At 57.6% G+C, this 24762-nt stretch carries 18 protein-coding genes; 11 read left to right on the forward strand and 7 right to left on the reverse strand.

Annotated features, from left to right (window positions below; translation table 11 throughout):
* Nucleotides 1–296: 296 nt before the first annotated feature.
* Together GOV79_RS06315 and GOV79_RS06320 are read left to right on the forward strand one after the other, a co-directional pair.
* Entirely contained in the window at nucleotides 297–2687 is a 2391-nt protein-coding gene (locus GOV79_RS06315) for a sensor histidine kinase (RefSeq protein ID WP_170789023.1), read from the forward strand.
* On the forward strand, nucleotides 2684–3295 hold the full coding sequence (locus tag GOV79_RS06320; RefSeq protein ID WP_170789025.1) for a response regulator transcription factor: 612 nt from the start codon (nucleotides 2684–2686) through the stop codon (nucleotides 3293–3295). Before GOV79_RS06315 ends, GOV79_RS06320 begins: the two co-directional genes overlap by 4 nt.
* A gap of 99 nt (nucleotides 3296–3394) precedes the next feature.
* Here GOV79_RS06320 and GOV79_RS06325 read toward each other — a convergent pair whose 3' ends face one another.
* Together GOV79_RS06325 and GOV79_RS06330 are read right to left on the reverse strand one after the other, a co-directional pair.
* On the reverse strand, nucleotides 3395–5863 hold the full coding sequence (locus tag GOV79_RS06325) for a GcvT family protein (RefSeq protein ID WP_170789027.1): 2469 nt from the start codon (nucleotides 5861–5863) through the stop codon (nucleotides 3395–3397).
* A gap of 110 nt (nucleotides 5864–5973) precedes the next feature.
* Nucleotides 5974–7494, reverse strand: a complete 1521-nt coding sequence (locus GOV79_RS06330; protein WP_170789029.1) for a trimethylamine methyltransferase family protein — start codon at nucleotides 7492–7494, stop codon at nucleotides 5974–5976.
* Between the two features lie 133 nt (nucleotides 7495–7627).
* Here GOV79_RS06330 and GOV79_RS06335 point away from each other — a divergent pair, with 133 nt between their 5' ends.
* The 3 genes from GOV79_RS06335 to GOV79_RS06345 all read left to right on the forward strand — a co-directional run bounded on the left by GOV79_RS06335 (nucleotide 7628) and on the right by GOV79_RS06345 (nucleotide 11410).
* Nucleotides 7628–8500 (forward strand): LysR substrate-binding domain-containing protein, encoded by an 873-nt coding sequence (locus tag GOV79_RS06335; RefSeq protein ID WP_331252389.1) that lies wholly within the window; start codon nucleotides 7628–7630, stop codon nucleotides 8498–8500.
* A 237-nt stretch (nucleotides 8501–8737) separates the two neighbouring features.
* Nucleotides 8738–9688: a GlxA family transcriptional regulator gene (locus tag GOV79_RS06340; RefSeq protein ID WP_170789031.1), complete on the forward strand. Its 951-nt coding sequence runs from the start codon at nucleotides 8738–8740 to the stop codon at nucleotides 9686–9688.
* Between the two features lie 168 nt (nucleotides 9689–9856).
* On the forward strand, nucleotides 9857–11410 hold the full coding sequence (locus GOV79_RS06345) for a trimethylamine methyltransferase family protein (protein ID WP_170789033.1): 1554 nt from the start codon (nucleotides 9857–9859) through the stop codon (nucleotides 11408–11410).
* A gap of 102 nt (nucleotides 11411–11512) precedes the next feature.
* Here the strand turns inward: GOV79_RS06345 and GOV79_RS06350 are convergent, their stop codons facing one another.
* Genes GOV79_RS06350 through GOV79_RS06365 form a run of 4 tightly spaced genes read right to left on the reverse strand, consistent with a single transcriptional unit; the run spans nucleotide 11513 to nucleotide 15986 of the window.
* Nucleotides 11513–12853 (reverse strand): NAD(P)/FAD-dependent oxidoreductase, encoded by a 1341-nt coding sequence (locus tag GOV79_RS06350; RefSeq protein ID WP_170789035.1) that lies wholly within the window; start codon nucleotides 12851–12853, stop codon nucleotides 11513–11515.
* Nucleotides 12850–14346 (reverse strand): aldehyde dehydrogenase, encoded by a 1497-nt coding sequence (locus GOV79_RS06355; RefSeq protein ID WP_170789037.1) that lies wholly within the window; start codon nucleotides 14344–14346, stop codon nucleotides 12850–12852. The genes GOV79_RS06350 and GOV79_RS06355 overlap by 4 nt, the downstream gene beginning before the upstream one ends.
* Nucleotides 14347–14349: 3 nt before the next feature.
* The gene (locus GOV79_RS06360) at nucleotides 14350–15267 is read right to left on the reverse strand and encodes a dihydrodipicolinate synthase family protein (RefSeq protein WP_170789039.1); all 918 of its coding nucleotides are present in this window, start codon (nucleotides 15265–15267) and stop codon (nucleotides 14350–14352) included.
* Between the two features lie 8 nt (nucleotides 15268–15275).
* A complete protein-coding gene (locus GOV79_RS06365; RefSeq protein WP_170789042.1) occupies nucleotides 15276–15986 on the reverse strand; it encodes a GntR family transcriptional regulator in 711 nt (236 codons plus the stop codon).
* Between the two features lie 499 nt (nucleotides 15987–16485).
* Between GOV79_RS06365 and GOV79_RS06370 the strand changes: the two genes are divergently transcribed.
* The 5 genes from GOV79_RS06370 (at nucleotide 16486) to GOV79_RS06390 (ending at nucleotide 22465) form a co-directional block, all read left to right on the forward strand.
* The gene (locus GOV79_RS06370; protein WP_170789044.1) at nucleotides 16486–19149 is read left to right on the forward strand and encodes a PAS-domain containing protein; all 2664 of its coding nucleotides are present in this window, start codon (nucleotides 16486–16488) and stop codon (nucleotides 19147–19149) included.
* Complete coding sequence (locus GOV79_RS06375) at nucleotides 19146–19850, forward strand: response regulator (RefSeq protein WP_170789046.1); 705 nt, start codon at nucleotides 19146–19148, stop codon at nucleotides 19848–19850. Before GOV79_RS06370 ends, GOV79_RS06375 begins: the two co-directional genes overlap by 4 nt.
* A 138-nt stretch (nucleotides 19851–19988) precedes the next feature.
* Nucleotides 19989–20744: a hypothetical protein gene (locus tag GOV79_RS06380; protein WP_170775582.1), complete on the forward strand. Its 756-nt coding sequence runs from the start codon at nucleotides 19989–19991 to the stop codon at nucleotides 20742–20744.
* Between the two features lie 121 nt (nucleotides 20745–20865).
* A complete protein-coding gene (locus GOV79_RS06385; RefSeq protein WP_170789049.1) occupies nucleotides 20866–21594 on the forward strand; it encodes an SDR family oxidoreductase in 729 nt (242 codons plus the stop codon).
* A gap of 1 nt (nucleotide 21595) precedes the next feature.
* Nucleotides 21596–22465: a sigma-70 family RNA polymerase sigma factor gene (locus tag GOV79_RS06390; protein WP_170789051.1), complete on the forward strand. Its 870-nt coding sequence runs from the start codon at nucleotides 21596–21598 to the stop codon at nucleotides 22463–22465.
* A gap of 10 nt (nucleotides 22466–22475) precedes the next feature.
* Here GOV79_RS06390 and GOV79_RS06395 read toward each other — a convergent pair whose 3' ends face one another.
* Complete coding sequence (locus tag GOV79_RS06395) at nucleotides 22476–22976, reverse strand: hypothetical protein (protein WP_170789053.1); 501 nt, start codon at nucleotides 22974–22976, stop codon at nucleotides 22476–22478.
* A gap of 499 nt (nucleotides 22977–23475) precedes the next feature.
* Here GOV79_RS06395 and GOV79_RS06400 point away from each other — a divergent pair, with 499 nt between their 5' ends.
* Entirely contained in the window at nucleotides 23476–24744 is a 1269-nt protein-coding gene (locus GOV79_RS06400; protein ID WP_170789055.1) for a hypothetical protein, read from the forward strand.
* The last annotated feature ends 18 nt before the right edge of the window (nucleotides 24745–24762 follow it).

Below are 24762 nucleotides of genomic sequence, written 5' to 3' on the forward strand. Positions count from 1 at the left end.
CCGTGCCAATCGTGATGAACTCCTCAGCATAAGCCGCAGGCGACAAAAATGCGGCGGTTGCGAAGGCTGTGATAGAAGATTTTTTGAGCACTTTGACACTCCTGTTGTCAGTTTTTTTGATCTTTGTGAGAATGGCTGATCCACCCGAAACGTCGTTTGGAATCAGCCATTCAGATGGCAAGGAACTAAGCGAAACCAGACAAGGCGTGTCTATACGGTAGATTACGTATAGGCTGGTGATTCAAAGAGCAGCCACCGCGATACGGCCCAGGTGAAAAGACCGTCTGGATTGACTATTGGACACGACAGCACAGCAACCCTTCCATCAAGATCACTCAGAGCCGGCCCGCAGGCGCAGATCACTGCGTGCGACGCTGGCGCTATGTCTGGCGGGGCTGCAATTCGTAGCGGTGCTGTCCGTGACATTGTCGACTTTTGTCAGTTCGGAAAAAGCCCTGCTACGGCAATCGCGGATTTCTCTGAACGAGGTCAGCGTCAATGTCATTGGCCAGGTGCGGAACTTTCTCAATCCGGCACAGCAAGTATTGGATGCCACCAGGCGGCTGGCGGAAAACGATGTGCTGGATATCAACGACACTTCGGCGCTGGAAAGCCATTTCTTTCAGCAAATTCAGGTGGCTCCGCAATTGGCAGGCATCTATCTGGCAGACCACAGCGGGCGGTTCGTTTATGTCATGCGGACCGAGGAGCCAGGCCGGTATCGCACAAAGGTGATCCCGCCCTTTGCCGCTGAACTGACCGAGCATCCGGCAAGTTTTCAGTGGCGCAATGACCGGTTTACCCTTTTGGAAACGGCGCAATCCCAGACAGATACTTATGAGGCGCGCGCCCGGCCTTGGTTTAGGATGGTATCCGAGGCGAAGGCCCCGATCTGGACCCAGCCTTATATCTTCTTCACCACCCGCCAGCCAGGGATTACGTATGGGGTGCCGGTTTTGGATGACGAGGGAAACATACGGGCCATTCTGGGGGTGGATATTCAGATTGACGCCCTGTCGGGGTTCTTGCTGGATATCTGGTCAGAGCGCCGCGGGGCCGCGCTGGTTTTGAACGAGGATGGTTCCGTCCTTGCCCACCCAACTCTTGTTCTGATCGACCAGGACGCGGATTTTGACAATCCTGAACTGCCAATGGTGGATCAGATTGACGACGAATTGGCCCGCCAGGCCTTTGGTGCTTTGGCGCAGAGGGGCAGCAGTCAGATCACCGGACCTGTTCATACTGATTTCGAGTTGGACGGTCAGGACTATGTTGCCATGTTGATCGATGTCTCGGAACCCGGTTTGAACTGGCTGATCGGGCTCTATGCCGCCGAGGATAATTTTATTGGCGAAGTCAAAAAGAACCGGGTGCAAGGGATCTGGATTGCCCTGTCCATTGCGATTCTGACGGGCGCCATCGGTCTGGCGCTGGCGGACCGGATTTATGCCCCTGTGCGCATGTTTGCCAGTCAGACGCGCCGCCTGTCCAGTGGAGAGATCCCGGCCGGAGAAAGCCTGCACAGCCCCTATCGCGAGCTCGAGGATACCGGCGCGGCGCTGGCGCAGCAGGTGAGGCAGCGGCAGCGTTTTGAGGCGGCCTATGGGCGCACTTTTGATTTGGCGTCGCGTGGGATGGCACAGATTTCTCCCGAAACCGGCCGGTTTCTGCGGGTGAATGAGCAGCTTTGCGATATCATGGGGTATCAGCCGGGTGAGCTGGAAAAGATGACGCTGGCTGATATCCTGCCTGCAGATGGCAAGCAGATCGCTGTGACACTCCGCGAAACGCTATTGCAGGATTCTGAGTTTATCGTTGAAAATCCCTTTGTTCGAAAGGATGGGTCGAATATCTGGCTGCGTGTGAACGCGATTTTAATTCGCGACGAAAGTGGCGCGCCAGATCATGCGGTGGCCATTATCGACGACGTCAGTGACCGCAAGCTAGCCGAGGCTGAGGCCAGTCGTCTGAGCCGCGACCTGTCCCATGTGGCACGGGTGAACCTGATGGGGGAAATGGCATCGGGCTTGGCGCATGAGCTGAACCAGCCGCTCAGCGCGATTTCATACAATGTCGATGCGGCCATTATGACGCTGGACGAACTGGGCGAGACGGACCCGGAGTTGACCGAAATTCTCAGCGATGTTGACCGTCAATCGCGTCGTGCCGGTGACATCATTCGTGCCTTGCGCGATATGGTCCGCAAGGACCGGGGGCGGCAAACACCTTTCGAATTGGGTGGCCTAATCGCGCAGACCATCACCCTGATGGAGGCCGAAGCCAAAGCCCATGATTTAGCGCTGAGATATGATCGGGTAGACCTGCCGCCGGTGATCGGAAACCGGACCCAGATCGCTCAGGTCCTCGTGAATTTGCTGCGCAATGCGATCGACGCCTTGGCTCGAGACTCAGCCGGGGTCGGATCTATCGTGATCACCGCACACGCCGCAGAAGATGTTGTCGAAGTCCGGGTTGAAGACAACGGCCCCGGGGTCAGTCCCGATGTGGTACTGTTCAACACCTTCGACACACAAAAGGCCGAAGGCATGGGATTGGGTCTTTCGATCTGTCGCACGATCATCAAGACGAATGGCGGTGAAATCTGGCATGACCCGTCTGTTCTGTCGGGCGCGCGGTTCTGTTTCACCTTGCGGCGCAGCGACCGTTCCGGGAAAGAAGATACATGACCGAATTGACCGTCTATATCATTGATGACGATGATGATGTTCGTATTGCCTTGTCCCGTTCTTTGCGCAGGCGCGGCATGACGGTTGCGCATTTCCCTGATGCTCAGAGCTTTCTGGATCAGGTCGACGCAGATGCTTCTGGATGCCTTGTCCTGGACTACGGGATGCCCGACATGGACGGGCTTGAACTGCAAGATTACCTTGTCCGGCAGGATTCGACCCTTCCGATCATCTTCATCTCGGGGCATGGTGGCATCCCGGAATCTGTCCGTGCCACCAAGGCGGGAGCGATCGACTTTCTGGAAAAACCCTTTGACCTGAGCGTTCTGACAGACCGGATCGCAGTGGCTTGGGAGTTAGGAGAGAAGTTGCGCCAGCAAAAAGCGCGACGGCTGGATCTTGCGGAAAAGCGAGGGCGCCTTACAGATCGGGAAGACGAGGTATTGCAGTATATTCTGCGCAACCCCGGCCGCACCACCAGCAAAGAAATCGCAGCAGAATTGAATATCAGCCCGCGCACGGTCGAAATTCATAGGGGGCGCATTCAACTGAAAGTTGGGGTGAAAACCACAATCGAACTCTATGAGTTGTTTGGTAGATCGCCCTAGAGGTCGAACAAGAAAGCGCCCAGCCTACTGGCGGCCGGGCGCATGTTCATCTCGACAGATTGACGGTTCGACTTCGGCTTTCGCGATACAATGCCTCGGCTACGCGCGCATATTTGCACCGTTGGCGTCGTATGCAGGTCCCCCCAGAACTTCGGCGTCGTAGAACTCGCCCAGGATTTCCACTTGCAGCTTGGTTCCCGGTGCCGCACTGTCCGAGGCGACATAGCCCATGGCCATCGACTTGCCGACACGGTGGCCGTAACCGCCGGACGAGACATAGCCGACCGCTTCGCCGTCTTTCAGGATCGCTTCGTCGTTTGAGACGTCGATGCCGTCCACGTCGATGGTCATGGTGACCAGCTTTCGTGCCACGCCGTCTGCCTTGAACTTCTCGGTCGCTTCTCTGCCTACAAAGTCCTTCTTCCAGTTGATGAAGACATCCATGCCGGATTCGACCGCATTGAAATCAGGGCGGAAATCGGTGGTCCAGACGCCCCAGCCTTTTTCAAGGCGCAGCGACATCAACGCGCGTGCGCCGTACCAGCGATAGCCCAGATCGGCCCCGGCCTCTTCGATCGCCTCGGCCAGACGCAGCAGGTACATCGGCTTGCAGTAGATCTCAAAGCCCAGCTCGCCCGAGAACGAAATACGGTTCAGGATCACCGGCACGCCGCCTACGAAGGTCTGGCGCAGATCGCGGAACTTAAGCGCATCGGCGTTTACGTCGTCGCGGGTTATACGGGCCAGCAGTTCGCGCGATTTGGGGCCTGACAGCGCGATCCCGTGCCAGTCATCCGAGACATTGGCATAGCTCACGTCCGCAGGCAGGTCCTTTTCGAACCAGCGGCGGTGCGCATCCTGCATTGCGCCCGATCCGAACAGCATGAAATGGTCATCGCCCAAACACGCCACGGTCAGGTCACCGTACAGACGGCCTTTTTCGGTCAGCATCGGGGTCAGCGCTAGACGGCCCGGTTTCGGGACATAGCCTGCAAGAGTCCGGTTCAGGTAGTCTCGCGCCCCGGCGCCCTTGAACTCGTGCTTGGCAAAGTTGGCGATCTCAATGCCGCCCACGGCCTCTTGCACGGCTTTTACTTCGCGCGCCACATAGTCGTGGCTGCGGTTCCGCTCGAAAGTCGGGGTTTCATGCGCGTCTTCGGCGTTGCCAGCAAACCACAGCGCGTTTTCCAGACCAAAGCCTTGCCCCATCACGGCGCCCTTTTCGACCAGACGGTCATAGAGCGCGGTGGTTTTCTGCATCCGACCTTTGGGCAGCGTTTCGTTCGGGAAGGTCATCACGAAACGACGCTCGTAGTTTTCCGAGGACTTGATGGTGCCCCAGTCCGGCGTTGCGAACTCGCCAAAGCGGGCCACGTCCATTGCCCAGACGTCAATCGAGGGCTCGCCGTCGATCATCCATTCGGCCATGGTCAGGCCAACACCGCCGCCCTGACAGAAACCTGCCATGACGCCCACGGCGACCCAGTAGTTCTTCATGCCCGGAACCGGGCCGATCATCGGGTTGCCATCTGGGCCAAAGGTGAATGGGCCGTTGATGGTGTCCTTGATGCCGGATTCGCCGATGGCGGGGATACGCTCGAACGACATTTCCAGACGGTCGGCGATGCGGTCCAGATCAGGTTGCAGCAGTTCGTGGCCGAAATCCCACGGCGTGCCATCGACCTTCCACGGGGTCGATTTCGGCTCATACGTGCCCAGCAACATGCCGTGGCGTTCCTGACGGAAATAGATGTTGGCCTCATAGTCGATACCCGCAGGCAGACGACCCGCTTCACCCAGGCTCTCCATGCGGTCCCTGATCATCGGGATCGCATCGGTGATCAGATAGTGGTGCTCCATCGGCTGCACCGGCAGGTGGATGCCCGACATATGGCCCACCTCACGCGCCCATAGGCCACCGCAGTTCACGACCTGCTCGGCGTTAATGACGCCTTTGGGGGTGGTCAGATCCCAGCTGCCATCAGGGCGTTGGGTCATCGACGTCACACCGCAATGGGTGAAGTATTGCGCGCCGTGGTGACGGGCGGATTTTGCAAAGGCGTAGGTCGCGCCCGAGGGGTCTACGTCGCCGTCCTGCTCATCCCAGAGCGCGGCGTGATAGTGTTTGGGATCGATCAGCGGGTGACGCTCGGCCAGTTCCTGCGGGCTGATGAATTCCTGATGCAGGCCCATGTAACGCGCTTTCGAACGCTCGCGCTTGAGATAATCGTACCATTCCTTGGTCGAGGCCGCGTAGAAACCGCCGGTGATGTGCATGCCGACCGAGTGGCCCGAGGTTTCCTCGATCTCTTTGTACAGATCGATGGTATAGCTTTGCAGGCGCGATATGTTGGGGTCCGAGCTGATCGTGTGGATCTGACCCGCCGCGTGCCAGCTGGAGCCTGAGGTCAGTTCATCGCGTTCCAGCAGGACAACGTCCTTCCAGCCGAACTTGGCCAAGTGGAACAGGATCGAACAGCCTACAACGCCGCCGCCGATAATGACGACTTTGGCATGGGAGGGCAGTTGTTTGCCGGATGTGGTTTCATCTTTTTGAATCTCGGGCATGAGAGGGTCCTGTGTCTTTCGTTTAGCTGGGGAAGGGGGCTGTCTGCCCCCGCCGCGCTGGCGCGCGATTCCCACCGAGGATTTTTTGGCCAGATGAAGAGATCCCGGTGCTAGTACCAGGCGTCTGGGATTTCTTCTTTGCGCTTGGCAACATAGGCGGCCAGTTCTTCTTTCTTGGCCTCGTCCATCTCAGGCGGCTGGTAGTCGTTCAACATTTGGTTCCAGCGTTCATAGGCGCGGCGGCGCATGTCCTTGGAGCCGCCTTCTTCCCAGCTTTCGACATTTTCGCTGTCGCTCAATCTGGGCTCATAGAACGCGGTCTGGTAGTTTCGCATGGTGTGGGCGCAGCCCAGGAAGTGTCCTCCGGCCTTGACCTCGCCATAGGCGTCGCGTGCAAAGGCCTCGTCACTAGTATCCAGGCCCTGGCTGAGCACTTTCTGGTAAGAGCCGAGACGGTCGGCATCCATGATCAGTTTTTCGAACCCGGTGCACAGGCCACCCTCGAGCCAACCGGCTGAGTGCAGCACGAAGTTGGCTCCGGCCAGCATGGTGGAGTGCATGGAATCGGCGGATTCGTAGGCGGCTTGCGCGTCTTCGATCTTGGAGGCGGTCAGCGAGCCGCCGCAGCGCAGTGGCAGGCCAGCCCGACGGGCCAGTTGTCCGATCGCATAGTTCGACATCACCGGTTCAGGCATGCCAAAGGTCGGTGCGCCGGATTTCAGCGACATGGATGACAGGAAATTGCCCAAGACAAAGGGCGCGCCGGGGCGCAGCAGTTGCACATAGGCGCAGACCATCATCGCCTCGGCCATGGCCTGTGAGACGCTGGCGGCAGTACTGACAGGACCCATTGCGCCGGACAAGATGAACGGAACCACGATCATGCCTTGGCCGCGAGTCGAATAGACTCGCGCCGCTTCGGTGACAACGCGGTCGACCAGCAGCGGAGAATTCGTGTTCACGTTGCCCATGATGACGCAGTTTTCGCGCATGAAGTCCGCGCCAAAGACAATCTCGGCCATGTCGACACTGTCTTGCGCCCGGCTCATCTCGGTGATTGCGCCCAGATGCGGTTTGTCGCTGAGGGTCATATGCGCAAACATCATGTCCAGGTGGCGCTTGCTGACCGGAACATCGCAGGGCTCGCAGGTGACGAACCCGCCATGATGCAGATATGGGTGCATGTAGGTCAGTTTGACCAGCTTTTCGAACGCGTCGATGTCGCCATAGCGGCGACCGCCCTCAAGGTCGCGTACGAAGGGCGCGCCGTAGACAGGTGCAAAGACCTGATTGCCTTCTCCGATCACCACTGATCGTTCGGGGTTGCGCGCGATTTGGGTAAAGCTCTTAGGTGCCTTGGCGCACAAGCTGCGAATCCATTGTGCGTCGGCCCGCACAATATCCCCTTCGACCCGCGCACCTTCACGTCGCCACAAATCCAGCGCCTGCGGATCGTCGCGAAATGCGATGCCTACATCCTGAAAAATCCAGTCAACCTGTGCCTCAAGCCGCGTCAGGGCCTCTTCGGTCAGAGGGTCGAAAAACGCCAGTTTGCGCTGGATATATGGGGAGGCCGGAATCGAACCGGGCTCTGAACTGTGGGACCGGGATTGACGCGAACGCCGAGCCATAGTGAATCACTCCATTCTTTTTCGACATATTAAGGCCTTGAAATAGCGCTGTGATGCTTGAAAAAAAGAATGCGTAGCATAAACAGTATTTATGCAAGAACTCTGGAAACTTCTCGGATCTCCGCGGCATCTCGTGGTATTTGAAGCTGCCGCAAGGCTTCAATCCTTCACGCGGGCTGCACAAGAGCTTAACGTCCAACAACCGGCGGTCAGTGTCGCGATCCGACGTCTTGAGGAGGGGTTGGGAACGGCGCTTTTTACCCGAAGCCACCGTCAGGTTGTCCTGACCACGGCAGGCGAGAGGTTGCTGGCCGATGTAACCCGCGCTTTTGAACAGCTCGCTCTTTCTGTCTCATCCATCCAACAGCTTGGTCAGACCGGATATGTGACTCTCAGCGCTTCGACGGCTTTCAATAACTATTGGATCATGCCGCGCCTTGCTGACTTGCAACAGCAACACCCGCAAATTGACCTGAGATTGCAGTCCAGCGACCGGGACCCCGACATTGACGCGGAAAACATCAGTCTTGCAGTGCGGCAGGGGGACGGGAACTGGCTGGAATGCGAAAGCGCCCTTATCGCGCCCGAGGTGATCTATCCGGTTGCATCACCGCGCGTCATGGCGGCGGCTGTTGATCTGCGTAGCTTGCCCAATCTGCTGACCCAGCGCTTGATCCACTTGGAAGAGCCCATTCGTCAACGTCCAAGTTGGCGAGATTGGTTCGCGAATTTTTCGGTCAATACAGCGGTGCCGCAAACGGGTCTGCGTCTCAATGACTATGCTCTGGTCCTTCAGGCTGCTATGGCCGGTGAGGGCTTTGCCTTCGGTTGGAAACACCTGACAGACCGGCTGATTGAGCAAGGTCTGTTGGCGGCCAGACCGGAATGGCAATGGACAACGGGGAAGGGGTTTTACCTTATCTGGTCGAAGAGAAGACCCTTGTCTGATGATGCGCAGAGGGTCAAGGAATGGCTTCTTGCCACCGCGCAAGCAGAAGCCGGATAGACCTGCAAAAAAGGAACCGTCTCGCCTTACATCTAATATTTTCCAGTACCGGCTGAAAGAAGCGGGCTGCTATACCGAAGAGCCGACGCGGAATGGTGTGACCCGTGAACGGAACCCTCGACCGTCCACATTTTGTCCTGAACACTTTGTGCGCTTGACGCAGAAAATACAGTGATATAGCGCAGAAGTGCACCCTTAACGGTTTTGGTGCGCGACCAGGCGGCGATTGAGGCGTTTATGTCCCAACCCCAAAAGTTTGTGTTCTTTCTGACGGATGAGTTTTCGCATCTGGCGTTTTCCTGTGCAGTCGAGCCTTTGCGAATTGCAAACCTGATCAGTGGTAAAGCACTATACGAATGGTCCTTGCGCTCGGAAGATGGGGTATCGGTTACGTCGTCGAACGGGTCTGAAACGCTGGTGGACGGGGATTTTTCTGTCGTCCCGAAATGTCATAGGTTGCTGGTGTTGTCTGGCATCAACATGCGCAATCATGTCAGCCGCCCCTTGTTGGCGGCGCTACGGCGTGAACGCGCAAAAGGAACAGAGATTGGTGCGCTGTGCTCGGGCGCATGGATATTGGCAGAGGCCGGTTTTCTGGACGGTATGAAAGCGGCCATTCATTGGGAATATCACGACAGCTTTATGGAAGAGTTTCCAGATGTGAATCTGGTGCGCAGTGTCTTTGTCGCGGACGAAAAATACATCACCGCCTCTGGAGGCACGGCGACCGCGGACCTGATGCTGCATTTGATCGAAGCGGATCACGGTGAAGACCTCGCCTTGGATGTCGCAGACCAGATGGTCTATGTCGCCGTTCGTAACGCCACCGCTGAACAGCGCGTTTCCTTGCAATCCAGAAATGGGATGCGCAACAAACATCTGGTCGGCGCGATCCGTGTCATGCGCGATCATATCGACGAGCCGGTCTCGCCTTCGGTTATTGCAACGCAGCTCGGCATTTCGACCCGCCAACTTGAAAGGCTGTTCGGCAAATACTTGAATTCGACTCCCAAAAAATACTATGTCGAAATGCGAATGGACCGGGCACGGACGCTGTTGTTGCAGACCGAGGATTCGATCACCGACATTGCGTTGGCCTGCGGATATGAAAGCCCCGGTCATTTTTCGAAAGTCTATCGTGCCCATTTTGGCGTTTCGCCTCACGCGCAGCGCAACAAGATAGACTAGCTTCATACGCCAGGGCCGACCCGGGGCTTCGAAGGTTGATTCGAGTCCCGGGCCCTTGTCGTGTCGCACGCGGCACCATCATGTCGCATCTATCAAATATGCTTCGCTCATTTTGACGCAGCCGCGTTCGGCAACTGCCATATTCTGTGAAAATCCTGGAGAATCCCGATGACCACAGAAACTCGCACCCGTTCCCGCTCTGGCGGTCGTTCTGCCCGGCGGGCCATTCGTACCGCTCCGGTGTTCGACATGCTTTCCGGCTTGACCCGCAACTTGCCGGTTTGTGAAGTCATGGACGGCGCCCAGGTAGAGTTGATCGACAATGCGGCCATGGACATTCTGGAAAATGTCGGTGTCCAGTTCCGCGACCCGATCGCGCTGGAAGACTGGAAGAAGGCTGGTGCAAAGGTCGTTGGCGAACTGGTCTATCTGGATCGCAACATGGTGCGCGAGTTGATCGCAACCATCCCGGCGCAGTTTACATATCACGCGCGCGATCCGAAAAAGAATGTGATGCTGGGCGGCAAGCACTCGGTCTTCGTGCCGATGACCGGCGCGCCCTTCCTGCGAGATCTGGAGGATGTGCGGCGAAACCCGTTGCTGGAAGATCTGGCGATGTTCCACAAGCTCAGCCACATGATGCCGGCGCTGCACAGCTCGGCCCACCATATTGTCGAGCCCTACGATCACCCGATCAGCCAGCGTCACTTGCGCATCACATATTCGTCCATGAAATATTCCGACAAAATGTTCATGGGTATGACCACTTCGCCCAAAAACGCCGAAGACGTGATGGATATGTGCGCGATCCTGTTCGGCGATGAGTTCATCGACAACAATCCCGTCACCACGGGGAACTGCAATGGCAACAGCCCGCTGGTATGGGATGAAACCATGCTGGGCGCGATGCGCGCTTTCAGCCGACGCAATCAACCCGTTTTGTGCTCGCCCTTTGTGCTGGGTGGCGCAAACACGCCGGCATCCGTTCCCGCCACCGTGGCGCAGCTGACGGCTGAGGCCTTGTCGGCGCTGGCCTATACACAGGTGATCCGCAAGGGGGCCCCGGCGATCTGGGGTCACTATCTGTCGACTGTGTCGATGAAATCCGGCGCGCCGATGGCGGGCACACCCGAGATCAGCCTGATGAACTTCATGATCGGTCAGATGGCGCGGTTCTATGATGTTCCGTGGCGCACCTCGAACACTTTGGGCGGTGCCAAGACCTTTGACGCGCAGGCAGGCTACGAATCCGCAACAACGCTCAGTGCGGTGATCCATGCCGGTGCGAACTATATCTGGCACTCCGCCGGTTGGAACGAAGCGGGAATGCATTGCTCGGTCGCCAAGTTCATCGTCGATGCGGAACAATGCGCCATGGCCTATCGCATGGCAGAAGGCCCCAAATGGCACGACTTCGATCAGGCGCTTGCCGCGGTTCCAGATGTTGGGCCCGGTGGTCACTACTTGGGCCATCCGCACACGCAAGACAATTTCCAGGAGGCGTTCTTCATGCCGGAACTGTTCGACAACAACTCGATCGAGCAATGGCAAGCAGAAGGCAGTGTCGAGATTACCGAACGCGCGTTGAAACACGCCAAAAAGCTGTTGGCCGAGTACCAAGAACCCAAATTGGACGAAACCAAGAACGAAGAGCTATTGGATTACATCGCGCGCCGTGAACGTGAGATCCCTGCAGCTGATGAACTGAACCAGACTTACTGAGAAAAGTCTCTCCCCGTACTGGCCCGCCTCAATAGGCGGGCTTTTTTTCGAGGTGGGAAAACAATGTTGCGGGCGACCGAGCGGATCCGCCCGGCGCCCTGACTATTCTACACGCGCGCGCCATTCCTTCCACCGAAGCACGGCGTTGCCGCCGATTTCTCGGAAGGGTTGCGGTGGCAGTCGTTTTGGTTGAGCTTCTGCCGAGAAGTGCTGTGAGATGGCTGAACTGTGACCGCAGGCGAGTTCTGCCGCCGCGATACCTGTGAGGGTTCCGCGCGCAGTGCCCAGCCCGTTTTGAACGCAGCCGGAATAGACCCCGGTGTCGATTTCGCGGGTGACTGAAACGCCGTTCAGGCTCAGGCACAGGTGACCTGCCCATTGGTACTGCATCTTCATGCCAGCAAGCTGGGGGAAGCGCGCGTTGAATTTGCGCTGCATGACCTTTGAGGCGCGCGTCAGGTCGCGAGCAGTAGCGGTCATGCCGGGGCGTAAGGCGGCGCAGGTTCGGGTGATGATGCGGTTGCCGCCTTGTCCGGTGTCAATCCGGCGCATGGTGGTGCCCATGGGATCGGACGGGGTCACTCCCCAGCGGGGTTGGCCGCCCAGTTTCTCCAACGCATCGCTGCCCAATTCCGGGGTCATCGACGCAAACAGAAACAGATGCATCAAACGGTCGCGCTCGAGCCCAAAGCTTTCAAGGTGGCCGTTGACGGTCAGGATCACCATGGGTGCCGTGACGCTGCCTTTCTCTGCCTGCACGCGCCAGTCTTTGCCTTCGCAGGCAAAGCCGGTGACAGGGCTGTTTTCAAAAAGACGCACGCCTTGCCCGACCAGACCGTCCGCCAACCCGCGGATATAACCGGCGGGCTGCAACATCACCGTACCTGACGTGTAAAGCCCTGACGTATAGTGGTGCGAGCCGGTCAGTTCATACATTTGCCGAGCATCCAACGTCTGGCTTTCTTCGCCCAACGATGTCAGGTGCTGCGCATAGCTTTTGTTGTGCGCCTCAGCCGTGTCGCTGACCGCCCCATTGACCTTGCCCGCCGGGTCAAAATAGTTCGGGTCGATTTGATATTCCTCAACGGCCATGCGGGCAAAACGGATCGCTTGTCGGTTCAGATCAATCATCTTGCGATCGTCACCGCTGCCTGCATAGTCGTCCGAGGCCAGATCATGCGGCAGGTCGATCATGAAACCCGAGTTTCTGCCTGCTGCGCCTTCGGCGATCCGACCGGCCTCAATGACCACGACTTCGGCCTCGGGTTGCAACTGTCTAATACGGCGGGCGGCTGTCAGTCCCGCAAAGCCCGCCCCAACAACGACAAAATCAGCAGTCTGATCCTCGTCCAGCTCCGTCGGCTGAGCTTGCGGACCCAGAATCGTGTTCCAAGCAGCCGGTCCGCGTTGGACCGGCAGGGTTTTAGCGGTGTACCGCGTCAATTCACAGCCTCATCGGCGTCATCGGCAAGATCAATCCAGATGGTTTTCAGCTGGGTATATTGATCATGGGCATGGACCGAGTTGTCGCGGCCGCCAAAGCCCGACTGTTTGTACCCGCCAAACGGGGTCGAGATGTCGCCTTCGCCAAAGCTGTTGACTGTGACAGTCCCAGCCCGCAGGGCGCGGGCACCGCGAATGGCGCGTTTGGCATTGGCGGTGAAGATCGACGCACACAGGCCGTATTCGGTGTCATTTGCGACCGCGATCGCCTCGTCAAAGCCCGAGACTTCGATCACCGACAGAACCGGGCCAAAGATTTCTTCGCGGGCCAGAACGGCATTGTTGTCTGCAACTTCGACCACGGTGGCATCGACAAAACCATCCTTGGCAGTGCCGCCGATCAGCACATTTTCGGCCTGGTCCAGATAGCCGCATACCTTGGTGTAATGCCCCTCGGATACCAGCGCGCCCATGCGGGTTTCCGGGTCCAGCGGGTCGCCGATATTCCACTGTTTCGCATGATGCGCGATACGCTCCAACAGCTCGGCCTTGACGTCCTTGTGCACGATCAGGCGGGACGAGGCCGAGCAGTTCTCGCCCATGTTCCAGAACGCCCCGTTGACCAGATGCTGGGCCACGCGGTCCAGGTTTTCGGCATCATCCATCACGATGGCGGGGTTCTTGCCACCCATTTCAAGCACCACTTCTTTGGCGTTGCTTTCCGCCGAATAGGTCAGGAACCGTTTGCCGGTCACGGTCGAGCCGGTGAAGGACACCATGTCGACATCCATATGCCGCCCGATGGGTTCGCCCACATTGGCCCCGCCTCCGGGAACGATGTTGAGAACACCGGCTGGAACACCGGCCTCCATCGCCAGTTCAGCCACACGCAACGCCGTCAGCGTGGTTTCCGCCGCTGGTTTGATCACCAGCGAACAACCCGCCGCCAGCGCCGGACCGATCTTCCACGCCAACATCAGCAGAGGGAAGTTCCACGGCAGCACAAGGCCGACCACACCGATGGGTTCGCGCACGACCATTGCGATGTGATCGTCAGACGCGGGTGACACCTGATCATAAATCTTGTCGATCGCCTCAGCATGCCACTTCAGACAATGAATCGTCTCGGGCACATCCACCGTTTCGCAATCATAGATGGTCTTACCGCTATCGATGCTTTCCATCACCGCAAGTTCCCGCGCATTGCGGGTCATCAGCTTGCAGAGTCGGATCAGTATGTCCTTGCGTTCGGACGGGTGCAGTTTCGACCAGCGGCCATCGTCAAAGGCTTCGCGCGCCTTTTCAACGGCAAAATCCACATCTTCCGCACCACATGCGGCGATCTCGGCCAGAGTCGCGCCGGTCGCCGGGTTGGTGCTGGTGAAGGTCTTGCCCGAGATCGCCGGACGGAAGCTGCCGTCGATAAAGGCACCGGTGGGCAGGTCCAGACCCGCGGCGATGGATTTATATTCGTCCTGTGTCAGCAAGCTCATGCCTTATCCCTCCGCCACGATGTCAGCGATTTTGCGTTTCAACACGCGCGTGACCTGTTCCAGCGCGCGTTTGTCATCCTTGTTCAGACCCTTCAGCGGCGGGCGCATGATGCCCGCGTCGATACCGTTCATGGTGACGCCGTGCTTGATGGTCTGGATGAACTTTCCACCCTGTTCCAGCACATGCATAAGCGGCAGCATGGCCGACATGATGCGGCGGCCTTTGTCAAAGTTCCCCTGGACCACGCAGGCATTGTACAGCGCCACATGTTCCGCTGGCAGGAAGTTCGACCCACCACAGACCCAGAACGGCGCGCCCCAGGCAAAGAATTCCAGCGCCTGATCGTCCATGCCGCAGCCCAGCTGGATATGCGGATAGTCACGCGCCAGCAGGTGTACCCGGTTGATATCGCCCGAGCTTTCCTTGATGCCGCAGAAGTTGCGGCTGCGACCCACGCGATCCAGAAACTCTTCGCCCATCATGGTGCCGGTTCGGTGCGGATAATTGTACAGCATCACCGGCAGATCAGCCGCCTTGTCGATGGTCAGCGCGTTCAGCGCGTTTTCCCGGTCGGTGGGCACCGAATAGGCCGGGCTGGCCAGCAGGATCGCATCTGCGCCAATCTCACGCGCGCCTGTCGCCAGCGCAATGGAATCCGGCGTCATCATCGCACCGGTGCCGACGACCAGCGGCAGGCGGCCATTCAATCGTTCATGGGTGAACTTCGCCAGCTCCAGGCGCTCGGCCACCGGCTGCGCATAGTTCTCGCCGGTGGACCCGCCCGAGATCAGGCCTTGCACACCGTTTTCGATGAGATATTCGATCACATCCGACAGCGCGTCCCAGTTGACGCTGCCATCCTCGTGATATGGGGTCACGACGGGCGTGTAGATCCCTTCAAATTTGAACAGGGGTGTCATTTACATCCTCATGCAGGGGTTTTGCGCGCAAAAGATCCAAGCGGTACATCAAGCCCTGCGGGCGTGACGAACAGCTCGATCTGGTCGCGGGACAGGTTCCAATGGTCGATGGCGAGCTGCGCGGCAGCCGCCTCATCGCCCGCCTCGATGGCGGCGATGATGGCATCGTGCTCACTGCTGGCGACTGATAGGTTTTCGGCCATGTGTTGGTCCTGCGGCTGATAAAAGGTCATGCCAATTCTGGCGTGGTCAATCAGCAGTCGCTTGAAGGACGGCAACAGATAAGTGTTATCTGCCATGGTGCCGGTAATCTCGTGGAACAGGTTGTTGGCCATTGCCCGGTCCGCACCCGAACCCGAGCGCAATGCCGTCTTGAAGTCTTCCTGTGCGGCTTTCAAATCGGCAAGTTGAGCAGTTGTCGCATTCTTTGCCGCAAGGCGCAGAATTGCCCCATAAATCATTGGTGCGGCCAGAAAGAAATCACGCAGGGTCGTGTACGACATCCCGGTTACCCGCGCACCGCGGTTTTCGCGAAGCTCCAGATACCCTTCGCCCGCTAACAGTCGGAACACTTCACGCAAGGGCGTGCGGGACAAGTCGAACTCTTCTGACAACGTGGCTTCGTCCAAATCTTCCCCTGGCGTCAGTGCAAGCGTCATCACCGCTGTTTTCAAATGCTCATAGAGCTGCGTTTTCTTGCGCCGGGATGCATCTTTCATCTCAGGTCCTCTCATCGCGCGCCCCTGCGATCTGTGAAATCAGAATCGCGACAATGGGGGTTGTCTCTCGGTCAGATACCTTAAAATGCAAGTTGTATACAATTATAATATTTTATCATCCGCACATAATTTTTGCTCGAAGGTCCAGGTGTAGGCCCTGTGATTGGTCGGCGAGGCCATGGGGCAGGCGTGGCGCGCGATGCGCACCCTGAGGGGTGCAACACTGGCCGTTCAAGACGGTAAAGTCCGGACATACAATTGAGACATGACCCGACATCCCCCTGAGACATAGAAACAGAACAATCATGACATCCGAATTCGATCTTGGATTGTCTGCTCAATGCGGGGCGATCAAACAGGTTTAAATTCTGTCCAATTCAACGCCGTCGGTTTGGGTTCATGCATGGATACAATTGATACAAATAGCGACATCAAATGGAAAAACTGTCATGGTTCTTTAACCTGTTCGCCAGTCGAACGCTCGCAAAGGACGGTGGTTTTGGAAGATTTTGCCCTACGCTCCGAACTTGACGCCGATGCGGCCATTGCCTTGTTGGAAGATGCGTTTTCCGGCGTCGCCTGCGGTATGGCGCTGTTGGATGAAGATCTGAATTTTGTTCTGGTTAACGAGAGCTTTGCGGATATCGCGTTCGGTGGTGAAACTGCATCTCGGTTTAGCGGGAAAGTGGACAAGATACCATTCGAGAACTGGTCTCTGGATCATTTCCAAACCCCGGATGGTTTGGAAGAAGTAGGGCTCAAGGCCGATCTGCGAAGAGCCATTACATCTTGCGAGCAGGGTATGGCATGGAAATTGCGGGACGGGCGACAATTTCAGGCTTCAGCCAAACGCGCCCAAATTGGCGGATATCTGGTCTCGACGACCGAGGTGACACCCCGCGATACGATGGAGGCCGCCGAACGCGCGCGGAACATGTTGCGTGAAGCGGTGGACGCCTTGGATGACGGGATCATGTTGTTCGACAGCGACATGAATCTTGAGGTCTTCAACACCCGCGCCTCTGAGTTCTTTCAAAGAGATGGCAACCGTTTCGAACCAGGCCAGTCGTTTGAGGCGATCTGGCGCCGTCTCGCGCTGGATGGATTCTGGGTTCTGGAGGACGGCGTCGACCCAGAAGACCGTGCGCGGCTGGCGGTTGAAAACGTGCGAAACGGGGCCAAATACCGCGAAATCCGGCTGTCTGACGGGCGTGAACTGTTGGCCTCGTCGCACAAGACCGATCAGGGCGGGTACCTACTGGTTTACCGCGATCGCACCGATCAGGCGCGGGTGGAAAACCTTCTGGAAGACGTCATCGAAAACCTGCCCGTGGGCGTCGCGGTCGAAGATGCAAACCATCGCCTGACCCATTGCAACGACGCGTTCAGCCGTTTCTACGGTATTTCGGGCGACGAATTGAAGTCGCTATCGCGGGCGGATCGCATCGCCCAATTGTATGACAAGCTCGAGGCCCTGAACGACGTTCCTTGCGACGGCTTCCCGCTAAGCGCCCAACGCTCGATCATGCGCGCCCATAGCGAACAGTTCATCCCTGTTGAGATGAAATTCAGGGACGGGCGCCACATCCTGGCCGAACGTGCCTCGACCACACGGGGCGAGACCATTTTGGTGATGACAGACACGACCTCGCTGAAGGAAGCGCGGGATATGCTGCTGGACGCTTTTCAGGCGCTGGATGAAGGCATGGTGCTGTGCGACGGGGACATGAATTACGTCTTTGGCAATGACGCCTGGAAAAAGATGAATTTCGAAGGGGCTGAGCACATGATCCCCGAGGTCGGAGACAGTGTCGTTGAAAACCTCGCCGCCCTTATCGCCATGGGGCACTACGACATGGGCGGCATGTCGGGCGAGGAATACATGCAGTGGATGATGTCCGAGATGTCCCAGCACGGCAAACGGGCGCATGTGAAGTTCGCCAACGGCCGGCACATCATGGGTTCATCGCACCTGACCTCCTACGGTGGTGCGCTGCTGTTTGTGCGTGACATTACCGAACAGCAAAAGCTGGAAGCTGAACTGGAGCAACAGCGCGAGATCGCGCATCAGAACGAGAAACTTTCGGCTTTGGGCGAGCTTCTGGCTGGGGTCGCGCATGAGCTGAACAACCCTTTATCTGTTGTTTTCGGCTATTCTCAGATGCTGCAAGGCAAAATCAACGACCCGGTCTTGTCGGAACGTGTCGACCTCATCTGCCAGTCTTCGGAACGGGCGGCCAAGATCGTGCGTACTTTCCTGGCCATGGCACGGCAACGTCCGACTAGCATGGAACCCTGCCCGGTCAATGACATCTTGGAAACGGCGCTTGAGGTCTCAAGCTATTCCTTGAAATCCAACGGAACCGAAGTGGTTGTCGATCTGGACGGATCAGATCCCCATGTTACGGGGGATTTCGACCAGCTGGCACAGGTGTTTAGCAACCTGATCGTCAACGCAGGACATGCGGTGCGCAATAAGGGCGCGCGCGGGAAGATCACGGTTCGAACCCGGCATGAAGGCGGGCAGGTGCAGATCGACATTTCGGACAATGGCAACGGCATCCCCAAGGACATCCAGCCACGCATTTTTGAGCCCTTCTTCACCACAAAGGATGTCGGCGAAGGAACCGGGATTGGCCTGGCCTTCAGCCACCGGATCGTTGAAAGCCACGATGGCACTTTGACCGTGGCCTCGACCGTGGGGCAGGGGGCCACATTCACCGTTCGCCTGTTGGCATCGGAGGATGACAGCGTTCTTCTGACTGGTCCCGAGGTTGAACACCCGTCCAGCCGCTCGGTTCTGGTGGTGGATGACGAAGAGGGCGTCGCGCGGCTGATCACCGATTTGCTGACCGAGGCGGGATATACAGTGACCATGTCCACCGATCCGACTGCTGCACTGAAGTTGGCCGAGGCACAACAATTCGATGCGGTGCTGAGCGATTTCAAGATGCCTCAGATGAGCGGTGATACTTTCTTTCGTGCTCTGCGGGCTGTTGCCCCGGAAAATGCCGCCCGAACCGGATTTATCACCGGTGACGCGATGAGTACGCAGGTCACAACCTTTTTCAAAACCTCGAAACGCCCCCATATCGAAAAACCCATTATGCAAGATGAGTTGCTGTCCCTGCTGACATCCTTGATCGGAGACTCCACGAAATGACCGCCCCTCGAATTGCTATTTGCGATGACGAAGCCCCCCTGCGTCGCATGTTGCACGACCATCTCAGTGAATGTGGATATACCGTGGATCAGGCAGCCAATGCACAGGAACTGGCCGAACTGCTGGAGGCCGGAGAGCCCGATCTGATCGTTCTGGATATTCGTATGCCAGGCAAGGATGGCCTGACCGCTTTGCGCGAAATCCGCGAAACCTCGACCGTTCCGGTGATGATGCTGACGGCGGCAGGGGATGTGGTGGACAAGGTGCTGGGACTGGAGTTCGGGGCCGATGACTATCTGGTGAAGCCAGTGGATCTGCGCGAATTGCAGGCCCGCGTCAACGCCGCCCTTCGGCGGAACAAATTTCAGACTGACAAGCAGGAATCGCTGAACAGGTTGTCGGGCACAGTACCTTTTGGAACCTGCCGCCTCGATCTGGATCAGGCTCGGCTTTTTGGTGCCGATGGGCAGGAAATCCCGATCACCGCGATGGAATTCAGCCTGTTGCGGGTTTTTGCAGAAAACCGCGGGCGTGTGCTGAACCGTGACCAGCTGCTGGAACAGGCCCATGATCGCGGGTGGGAGCCTTTCGACCGCTCCATCGACCTGCGTATCTCTCGGATCAGGCGCAAGATCGAACACAACCCGACAAAGCCCGAGGCGATCCGAACCGTGCGCGGCATTGGATATGTCTTCAGCTAGAGCGCTGGGGCCATGATGAACCACACCCGCTGATAAAACGTCAACCCATTGATACAAATGAGACAAACCGCAACATCCTGCTGAGACAGACGGGGCGGATAAGGGGCTATGACAACCTTTTTGTATCGGAGAAACCCTATGCGTCTTGTTAAACCCGCCATCCTGACAGCCTGTATGTCGACCGGTATCGCCGCGCAGGCAAACGCGTGCGACATTGAACATTCCCTACGCTACTCGATCGACGGGCAGGGTGAGCATAGCGTGCATTTGAATGACGTCCTAATCGACAAAGGCGACCATTCAAGCGGTTTCGCGCGGCTCAGCAAAGGGCTGGTTGCCGGCATCAACGAGGTTTCGATCGCGTTCACGGCCCGTGATGCAAACAGCACGGCGCGCTACAGCGTCCACAAAAGCTGCAAGGGCGGCCTTCCAGATGAAACCCCGATTGCGCAGGTTAGCTTTGACAGCACGGCGACTAAGACGCTGCAATTTGACACCGAAGTGCAGGACACCGCAATTTATCCCGGCGTGGAAAGAACCGACGGCTCTGGTCTGATGGCCGCCGTGCAATCACTGCAGGATGCCATTCGCAGCCGCAATAGCGACGCGGTGTTTGCTTTGCATGGGCCTCTGCTTGCCAACATGGTGGCCAACGGCGCGCCACTGGAACGGATCAATGCGCATGTCGGCGGTATGATTGCCGAAGGCGAGCTGCACATTCAGGACGAGCTTGAGATGAAAGCTGTTCTGGACGGTCAAGCCTGGCAGGTGGTTGGCCCGCGGGGTGAACCGCCCGTGTCCATTACCCGGACGCATTCTGACGGCACCCATGGGTGGTCAAGTGGTACGTTGTGGATCTTTGTCGACGGAGCATGGGCCATTCTGGAACCCTGAGCGGAGGGTGTCGCGCCTGCGGGCGCAATGCAGCACATCCCAAAAATTGAAACCCCAGCGCCCCGTTTTGCCCTTCTCCCGTGTCTTATCCAATGAACTGACACCATAAGGGGTATTTGAAATGGTCGGAAAAACACTGATCCTTGGGGCCGGGCTGGGCGTCGGGCGCGCAACGGCGACCGCGCTAGCCAAAAAGGGGCGAAACGTTGTTGCGGTATCACGCTCGGCTGTGGATCTGGACAGTTTATGCGCGGAAACAGACAACATCACGCCCGAAGTCATGGATGCCTCCGAGGATGGCGCGGTATCTGATCTGCTTGGAAAACACGGTCCCGACACGGTTCTGCATATCGGTGGGATCAAACCGCAGATGGGGCCGATCAGCAGCTATGACTGGTCGGATTTCTGCGCGCCGTGGTTCAACGACACCAAGATAACCTTCGATCTGGCACAGGCCGCGTTGAACGGTGCCATACCGCAAGGCGGTACTGTCCTCACCTTTGCCAGCGGCGCAGCCCTGAACGGATCGCCCTTGTCCGGGGGGTACGCGGGGGCAAAACGTATGCAGCATTTCGTGATGAACTACGCGCAGATGGAAGCAGACAAACGCGGGCTCGGTCTGACCTTCGCCACGATCTACCCCAAACAGTTGATCGCGGGCACCGCCATCGCGCAAGAGGCAGCGAGAGCTTATGGGCAGATGCGCGGCGGCGATGCGGCCAGCTTCATGCGCCAATGGGACACCCCCCTGACACCCGAGGCGATTTCTGCGCATATGTGCACCTTGGTCACCCATCCCAAAGCCGGGGCCTATAGCATTGACGGCGCGGGCGTGGAAAACTTGGGGTGACATGAAGCCTGATTTGCCAACGACCAATGCCGCCGTGACCGCTGCACTGACGACACTGCGTCCTGATCTGCATCGCTTTCTGTCGCGTATGATGGGATCCGTTTTTGATGGCGAGGACGTGCTGCAAGACGTAATGCTTGCCGCGCTGCGCGCCATTGAGACGGGGGCTCGGGTCGAAAACCCCCGTGCATGGATGTTTCGGATCGCTCGGAACACCGCGCTCAACGCCATCCGCGCCCGAAAGTCGGAGCAGGCCATGAAATCCCGCCTGAGTCATTTCGAAGAGGTCACACAAACTTTGCCGGTTTCGGGCGGGACGGCGGATACGTTGCGCCCTTTGATGGCGCTGACGCCCAGACAGCGCAGCGCTGTCATCCTGTTTGACGTGTTGGGATACAGCGCTAGCGAGGTGGCCGATATCTCGGATTCCAGCATCGACGCGGTCAAGTCGACGCTCAAACGTGGACGCGCGGCGCTGAGATCCGCGCCATCGGAGCAGCTGGGCGATCTGAACGACACTGACAAAGTGCTTTTGGCGCGATACACTGCCTGCTTCAACGCACATGACTTTGATACGATCCGCGCTATGCTGGCGGAGGAGGTGGCGCTGGATGTCGTCAGCATCGAACACCGCACCGGCGCTGAGGCGGTGGGCGGGTATTACTCAAACTACGCGAAGGTGGCGGATTGGATGATGGTGCCCGGCCATGTGGACGGGACGCCTACGGTGTTGGTCTTTGACCGTGAAAAACCCGGCATTGCCCCGGTCTATGTCATTCGCCTGACCTTTTCGGACCAAAAACTGCTGCGCATTCAGGACTTTCGCTATGCGCGTTACGTGATGCAGGATGTTCACTGGCGGCGGGTATAACCTGATTGTCTCAGTTCAGGATGATAGACCATTCGCCGTCGATCCTGGCCCAATAGGTGCCAAGGGGCTGTGTCCAGGCGCTGCCATCGTACTTGTAACGGGACGCCAACGCCACATCGTACCCATCGGTCAGGCGTTGGAAGATCCTGCCTTCAGCGGCGGGAAAAAAGGTACTGTTTTCGGGCAAGTCAAAGATACCTTCTGTCACGGCATGGATCAGATGAGCAACAAGGGCATCCCGATCCAACCCGCCTTCGACACTCCTGTCTATGACAAGTTGCAACGCGCTCAGTACGGCTTGCGCATCCCGCGCAAGGACTGTGTCGCGAAACGCGTCATAGGCCGCAGCCAGCCCGTCAGGGTCGCCGGGTTCCAACGCTTCAAACAGAGGATTGCCGGGTTTCGTCAAATGAACCGAGAATGCCACTTCGCCCCCGCCAGACAGGTCAGCCTTGGAAGACGCCGCCTGATTTTCAAAACCCCCGGCACAGGCGGACCTGATCTGAAACATCGCGCTCTGATCACCTTCAAATCGGATGTGAACCCGATTTTCGCCTTGAATGTTCCATTCGGCAAAGCCCAGAACGTTTTCATCTGGACCTACGAATTTGCGGTAGTACACGTCATTCAGAAAGATAATCGCGTGGCCGTCTTCGATGCTGAATTCAAGGACGTGTTTTAGATTACGGCTTTGGGCGGGATGGGCCGTAATAGCAGCCGCAAAAAGGGCTGGTTTCTAAGGGAACATCATCTCTCCTGTCAATTTTTCGCAAAATAGGGTGTCGGCTTTTCCGTCCATCCGGCCTGCGCCGTGTGTCTGAAATAGGTTGCGCCCCGTATCAATTGTATCACTGTCGCTTGGGTCAGATGCAGCCCGGAGAACCCGAAAAAGTGGTGGAATTACAATTGATACACTCCGCGGCATGCGGATGATACACAGCGCGTTCAGCATCCCCTCATCACGCGAAGATGGGCTGTTTTGCCCTCGCGGCTAGCATGGGGCAGGTCATATGAGCACGACGAATTTCGTCCTTTTCGCGATGGGGGTCGGTGGCACGACCTTCGCCTTCTGGGGATTCTATACGCAGGCTGGGCAACAAAACTTTGACGGTATGAGCGGCATGATACCGTTCGCCGCTGGGGTTCTGGGCGTGTTGTTTCTGTTTCTGGCCATTCTTTTGGCGGGCTATCAGTATTTCTTTTCACCCATGGCTGTCGCGCCGGTGCCCCCGGCTTTTCCTGATGCGCCGCGATACTCAGAGCAAAATCACTGGGTGTTGCTGCTAGCCCTTGTCGCGATGCTAGGCCTGTTTGATCTGTTCTGTCGCCTAACGGTTGGGGTTTCCGGTATCCTAATTGCGATTTCATGGTTCGAGGGCACCGGGTCTCATTGGGTGCTGGGCGCGCTTTTTGTTTTTGTGCTGTTTCTGCACGCCTTGTTTGCATCAACCTCGCTTGTCGCCATCCATGCCCGGTACTTTAGCCAACCGGAACGCTCGGTCGTGGTCGGCCATGATTTGCACAACGAGGTGTTCCGGCTCTATCCCGCGGGCGAGATTGTCGCGACGTCCAGCGCCGTCCACGATGACAACGACGTGTTCACCGACCGTTTTTCCGATCTGCGATGGGAGAAAACCCTGCGGTTCGGCCAACGGGCCGAGGATACCTTGGGCTGGCAATCCTTCACCACAGCCGCAGCGATAAAGGCGGGTCTAATGCACTGCCTGACCTTGGTGATCCTCGGGCTGTTCTTTATTGGGCTGATTGGCTGGTCTGTCGACTATCAGGGGGATTTGGGTGATAGCTCGGGCCGACCCCTGGAAGATGGCTTTGCCTGGCTTTGGACCCATCACAGGGCTTTGTTTCTGGGCGCGGTTGTCGGCGGCACAGTCGCGATGATAGCTCTGGCCGCCTCGGTTCATGATCCGAAATTGGTTGCGCAACTTCAACCGGACGAGGTTTTTGCGCAGCTCCCCGATACAATCCAGTCCGGCGCCGTTATTCAAGGCGTTGTTACAGATCACACAATCGAACAGTTGCATTTCAAAAACCAGTCTGGCCCGCGCATCTCGCACTACAATGTATTGGTTCGCTTGGACGGGATTTTCGCCCGTCCGGTCTGGATGCGGATCAGCCTGGGCACTCAGAAATCAGTTCGTCTCTGGTTGGAAGGCGCCGTCGCGCAACAGGAATACGCCCAACCTTTCGTTGTGCAGCAGGACCTGTCCATCATGCCTCAATCGCTTCATGGTCAGCGGGTCGGGATCAGCGGTGAGTAGTTTCGTACTTAACCCACA

The sequence above is a fragment of the Ruegeria lacuscaerulensis genome (assembly GCF_013034745.1).
GTDB classification, from domain to species: domain Bacteria; phylum Pseudomonadota; class Alphaproteobacteria; order Rhodobacterales; family Rhodobacteraceae; genus Ruegeria; species Ruegeria lacuscaerulensis_B.

What these genes read in the sequence shown, in the direction of transcription:
- GOV79_RS06320 (WP_170789025.1), top strand. Translation starts at nt 2,684, where the DNA reads ATGACCGAATTGACCGTCTATATCATTGATGACGATGATGATGTTCGT.
- GOV79_RS06325 (WP_170789027.1), bottom strand. Translation starts at nt 5,863, where the DNA reads ATGCCCGAGATTCAAAAAGATGAAACCACATCCGGCAAACAACTGCCC.
- GOV79_RS06330 (WP_170789029.1), bottom strand. Translation starts at nt 7,494, where the DNA reads ATGGCTCGGCGTTCGCGTCAATCCCGGTCCCACAGTTCAGAGCCCGGT.
- GOV79_RS06340 (WP_170789031.1), top strand. Translation starts at nt 8,738, where the DNA reads ATGTCCCAACCCCAAAAGTTTGTGTTCTTTCTGACGGATGAGTTTTCG.
- GOV79_RS06345 (WP_170789033.1), top strand. Translation starts at nt 9,857, where the DNA reads ATGACCACAGAAACTCGCACCCGTTCCCGCTCTGGCGGTCGTTCTGCC.
- GOV79_RS06355 (WP_170789037.1), bottom strand. Translation starts at nt 14,346, where the DNA reads ATGAGCTTGCTGACACAGGACGAATATAAATCCATCGCCGCGGGTCTG.
- GOV79_RS06360 (WP_170789039.1), bottom strand. Translation starts at nt 15,267, where the DNA reads ATGACACCCCTGTTCAAATTTGAAGGGATCTACACGCCCGTCGTGACC.
- GOV79_RS06365 (WP_170789042.1), bottom strand. Translation starts at nt 15,986, where the DNA reads ATGAAAGATGCATCCCGGCGCAAGAAAACGCAGCTCTATGAGCATTTG.
- GOV79_RS06375 (WP_170789046.1), top strand. Translation starts at nt 19,146, where the DNA reads ATGACCGCCCCTCGAATTGCTATTTGCGATGACGAAGCCCCCCTGCGT.
- GOV79_RS06380 (WP_170775582.1), top strand. Translation starts at nt 19,989, where the DNA reads ATGCGTCTTGTTAAACCCGCCATCCTGACAGCCTGTATGTCGACCGGT.
- GOV79_RS06385 (WP_170789049.1), top strand. Translation starts at nt 20,866, where the DNA reads ATGGTCGGAAAAACACTGATCCTTGGGGCCGGGCTGGGCGTCGGGCGC.
- GOV79_RS06390 (WP_170789051.1), top strand. Translation starts at nt 21,596, where the DNA reads ATGAAGCCTGATTTGCCAACGACCAATGCCGCCGTGACCGCTGCACTG.
- GOV79_RS06395 (WP_170789053.1), bottom strand. Translation starts at nt 22,976, where the DNA reads ATGTTTCAGATCAGGTCCGCCTGTGCCGGGGGTTTTGAAAATCAGGCG.
- GOV79_RS06400 (WP_170789055.1), top strand. Translation starts at nt 23,476, where the DNA reads ATGAGCACGACGAATTTCGTCCTTTTCGCGATGGGGGTCGGTGGCACG.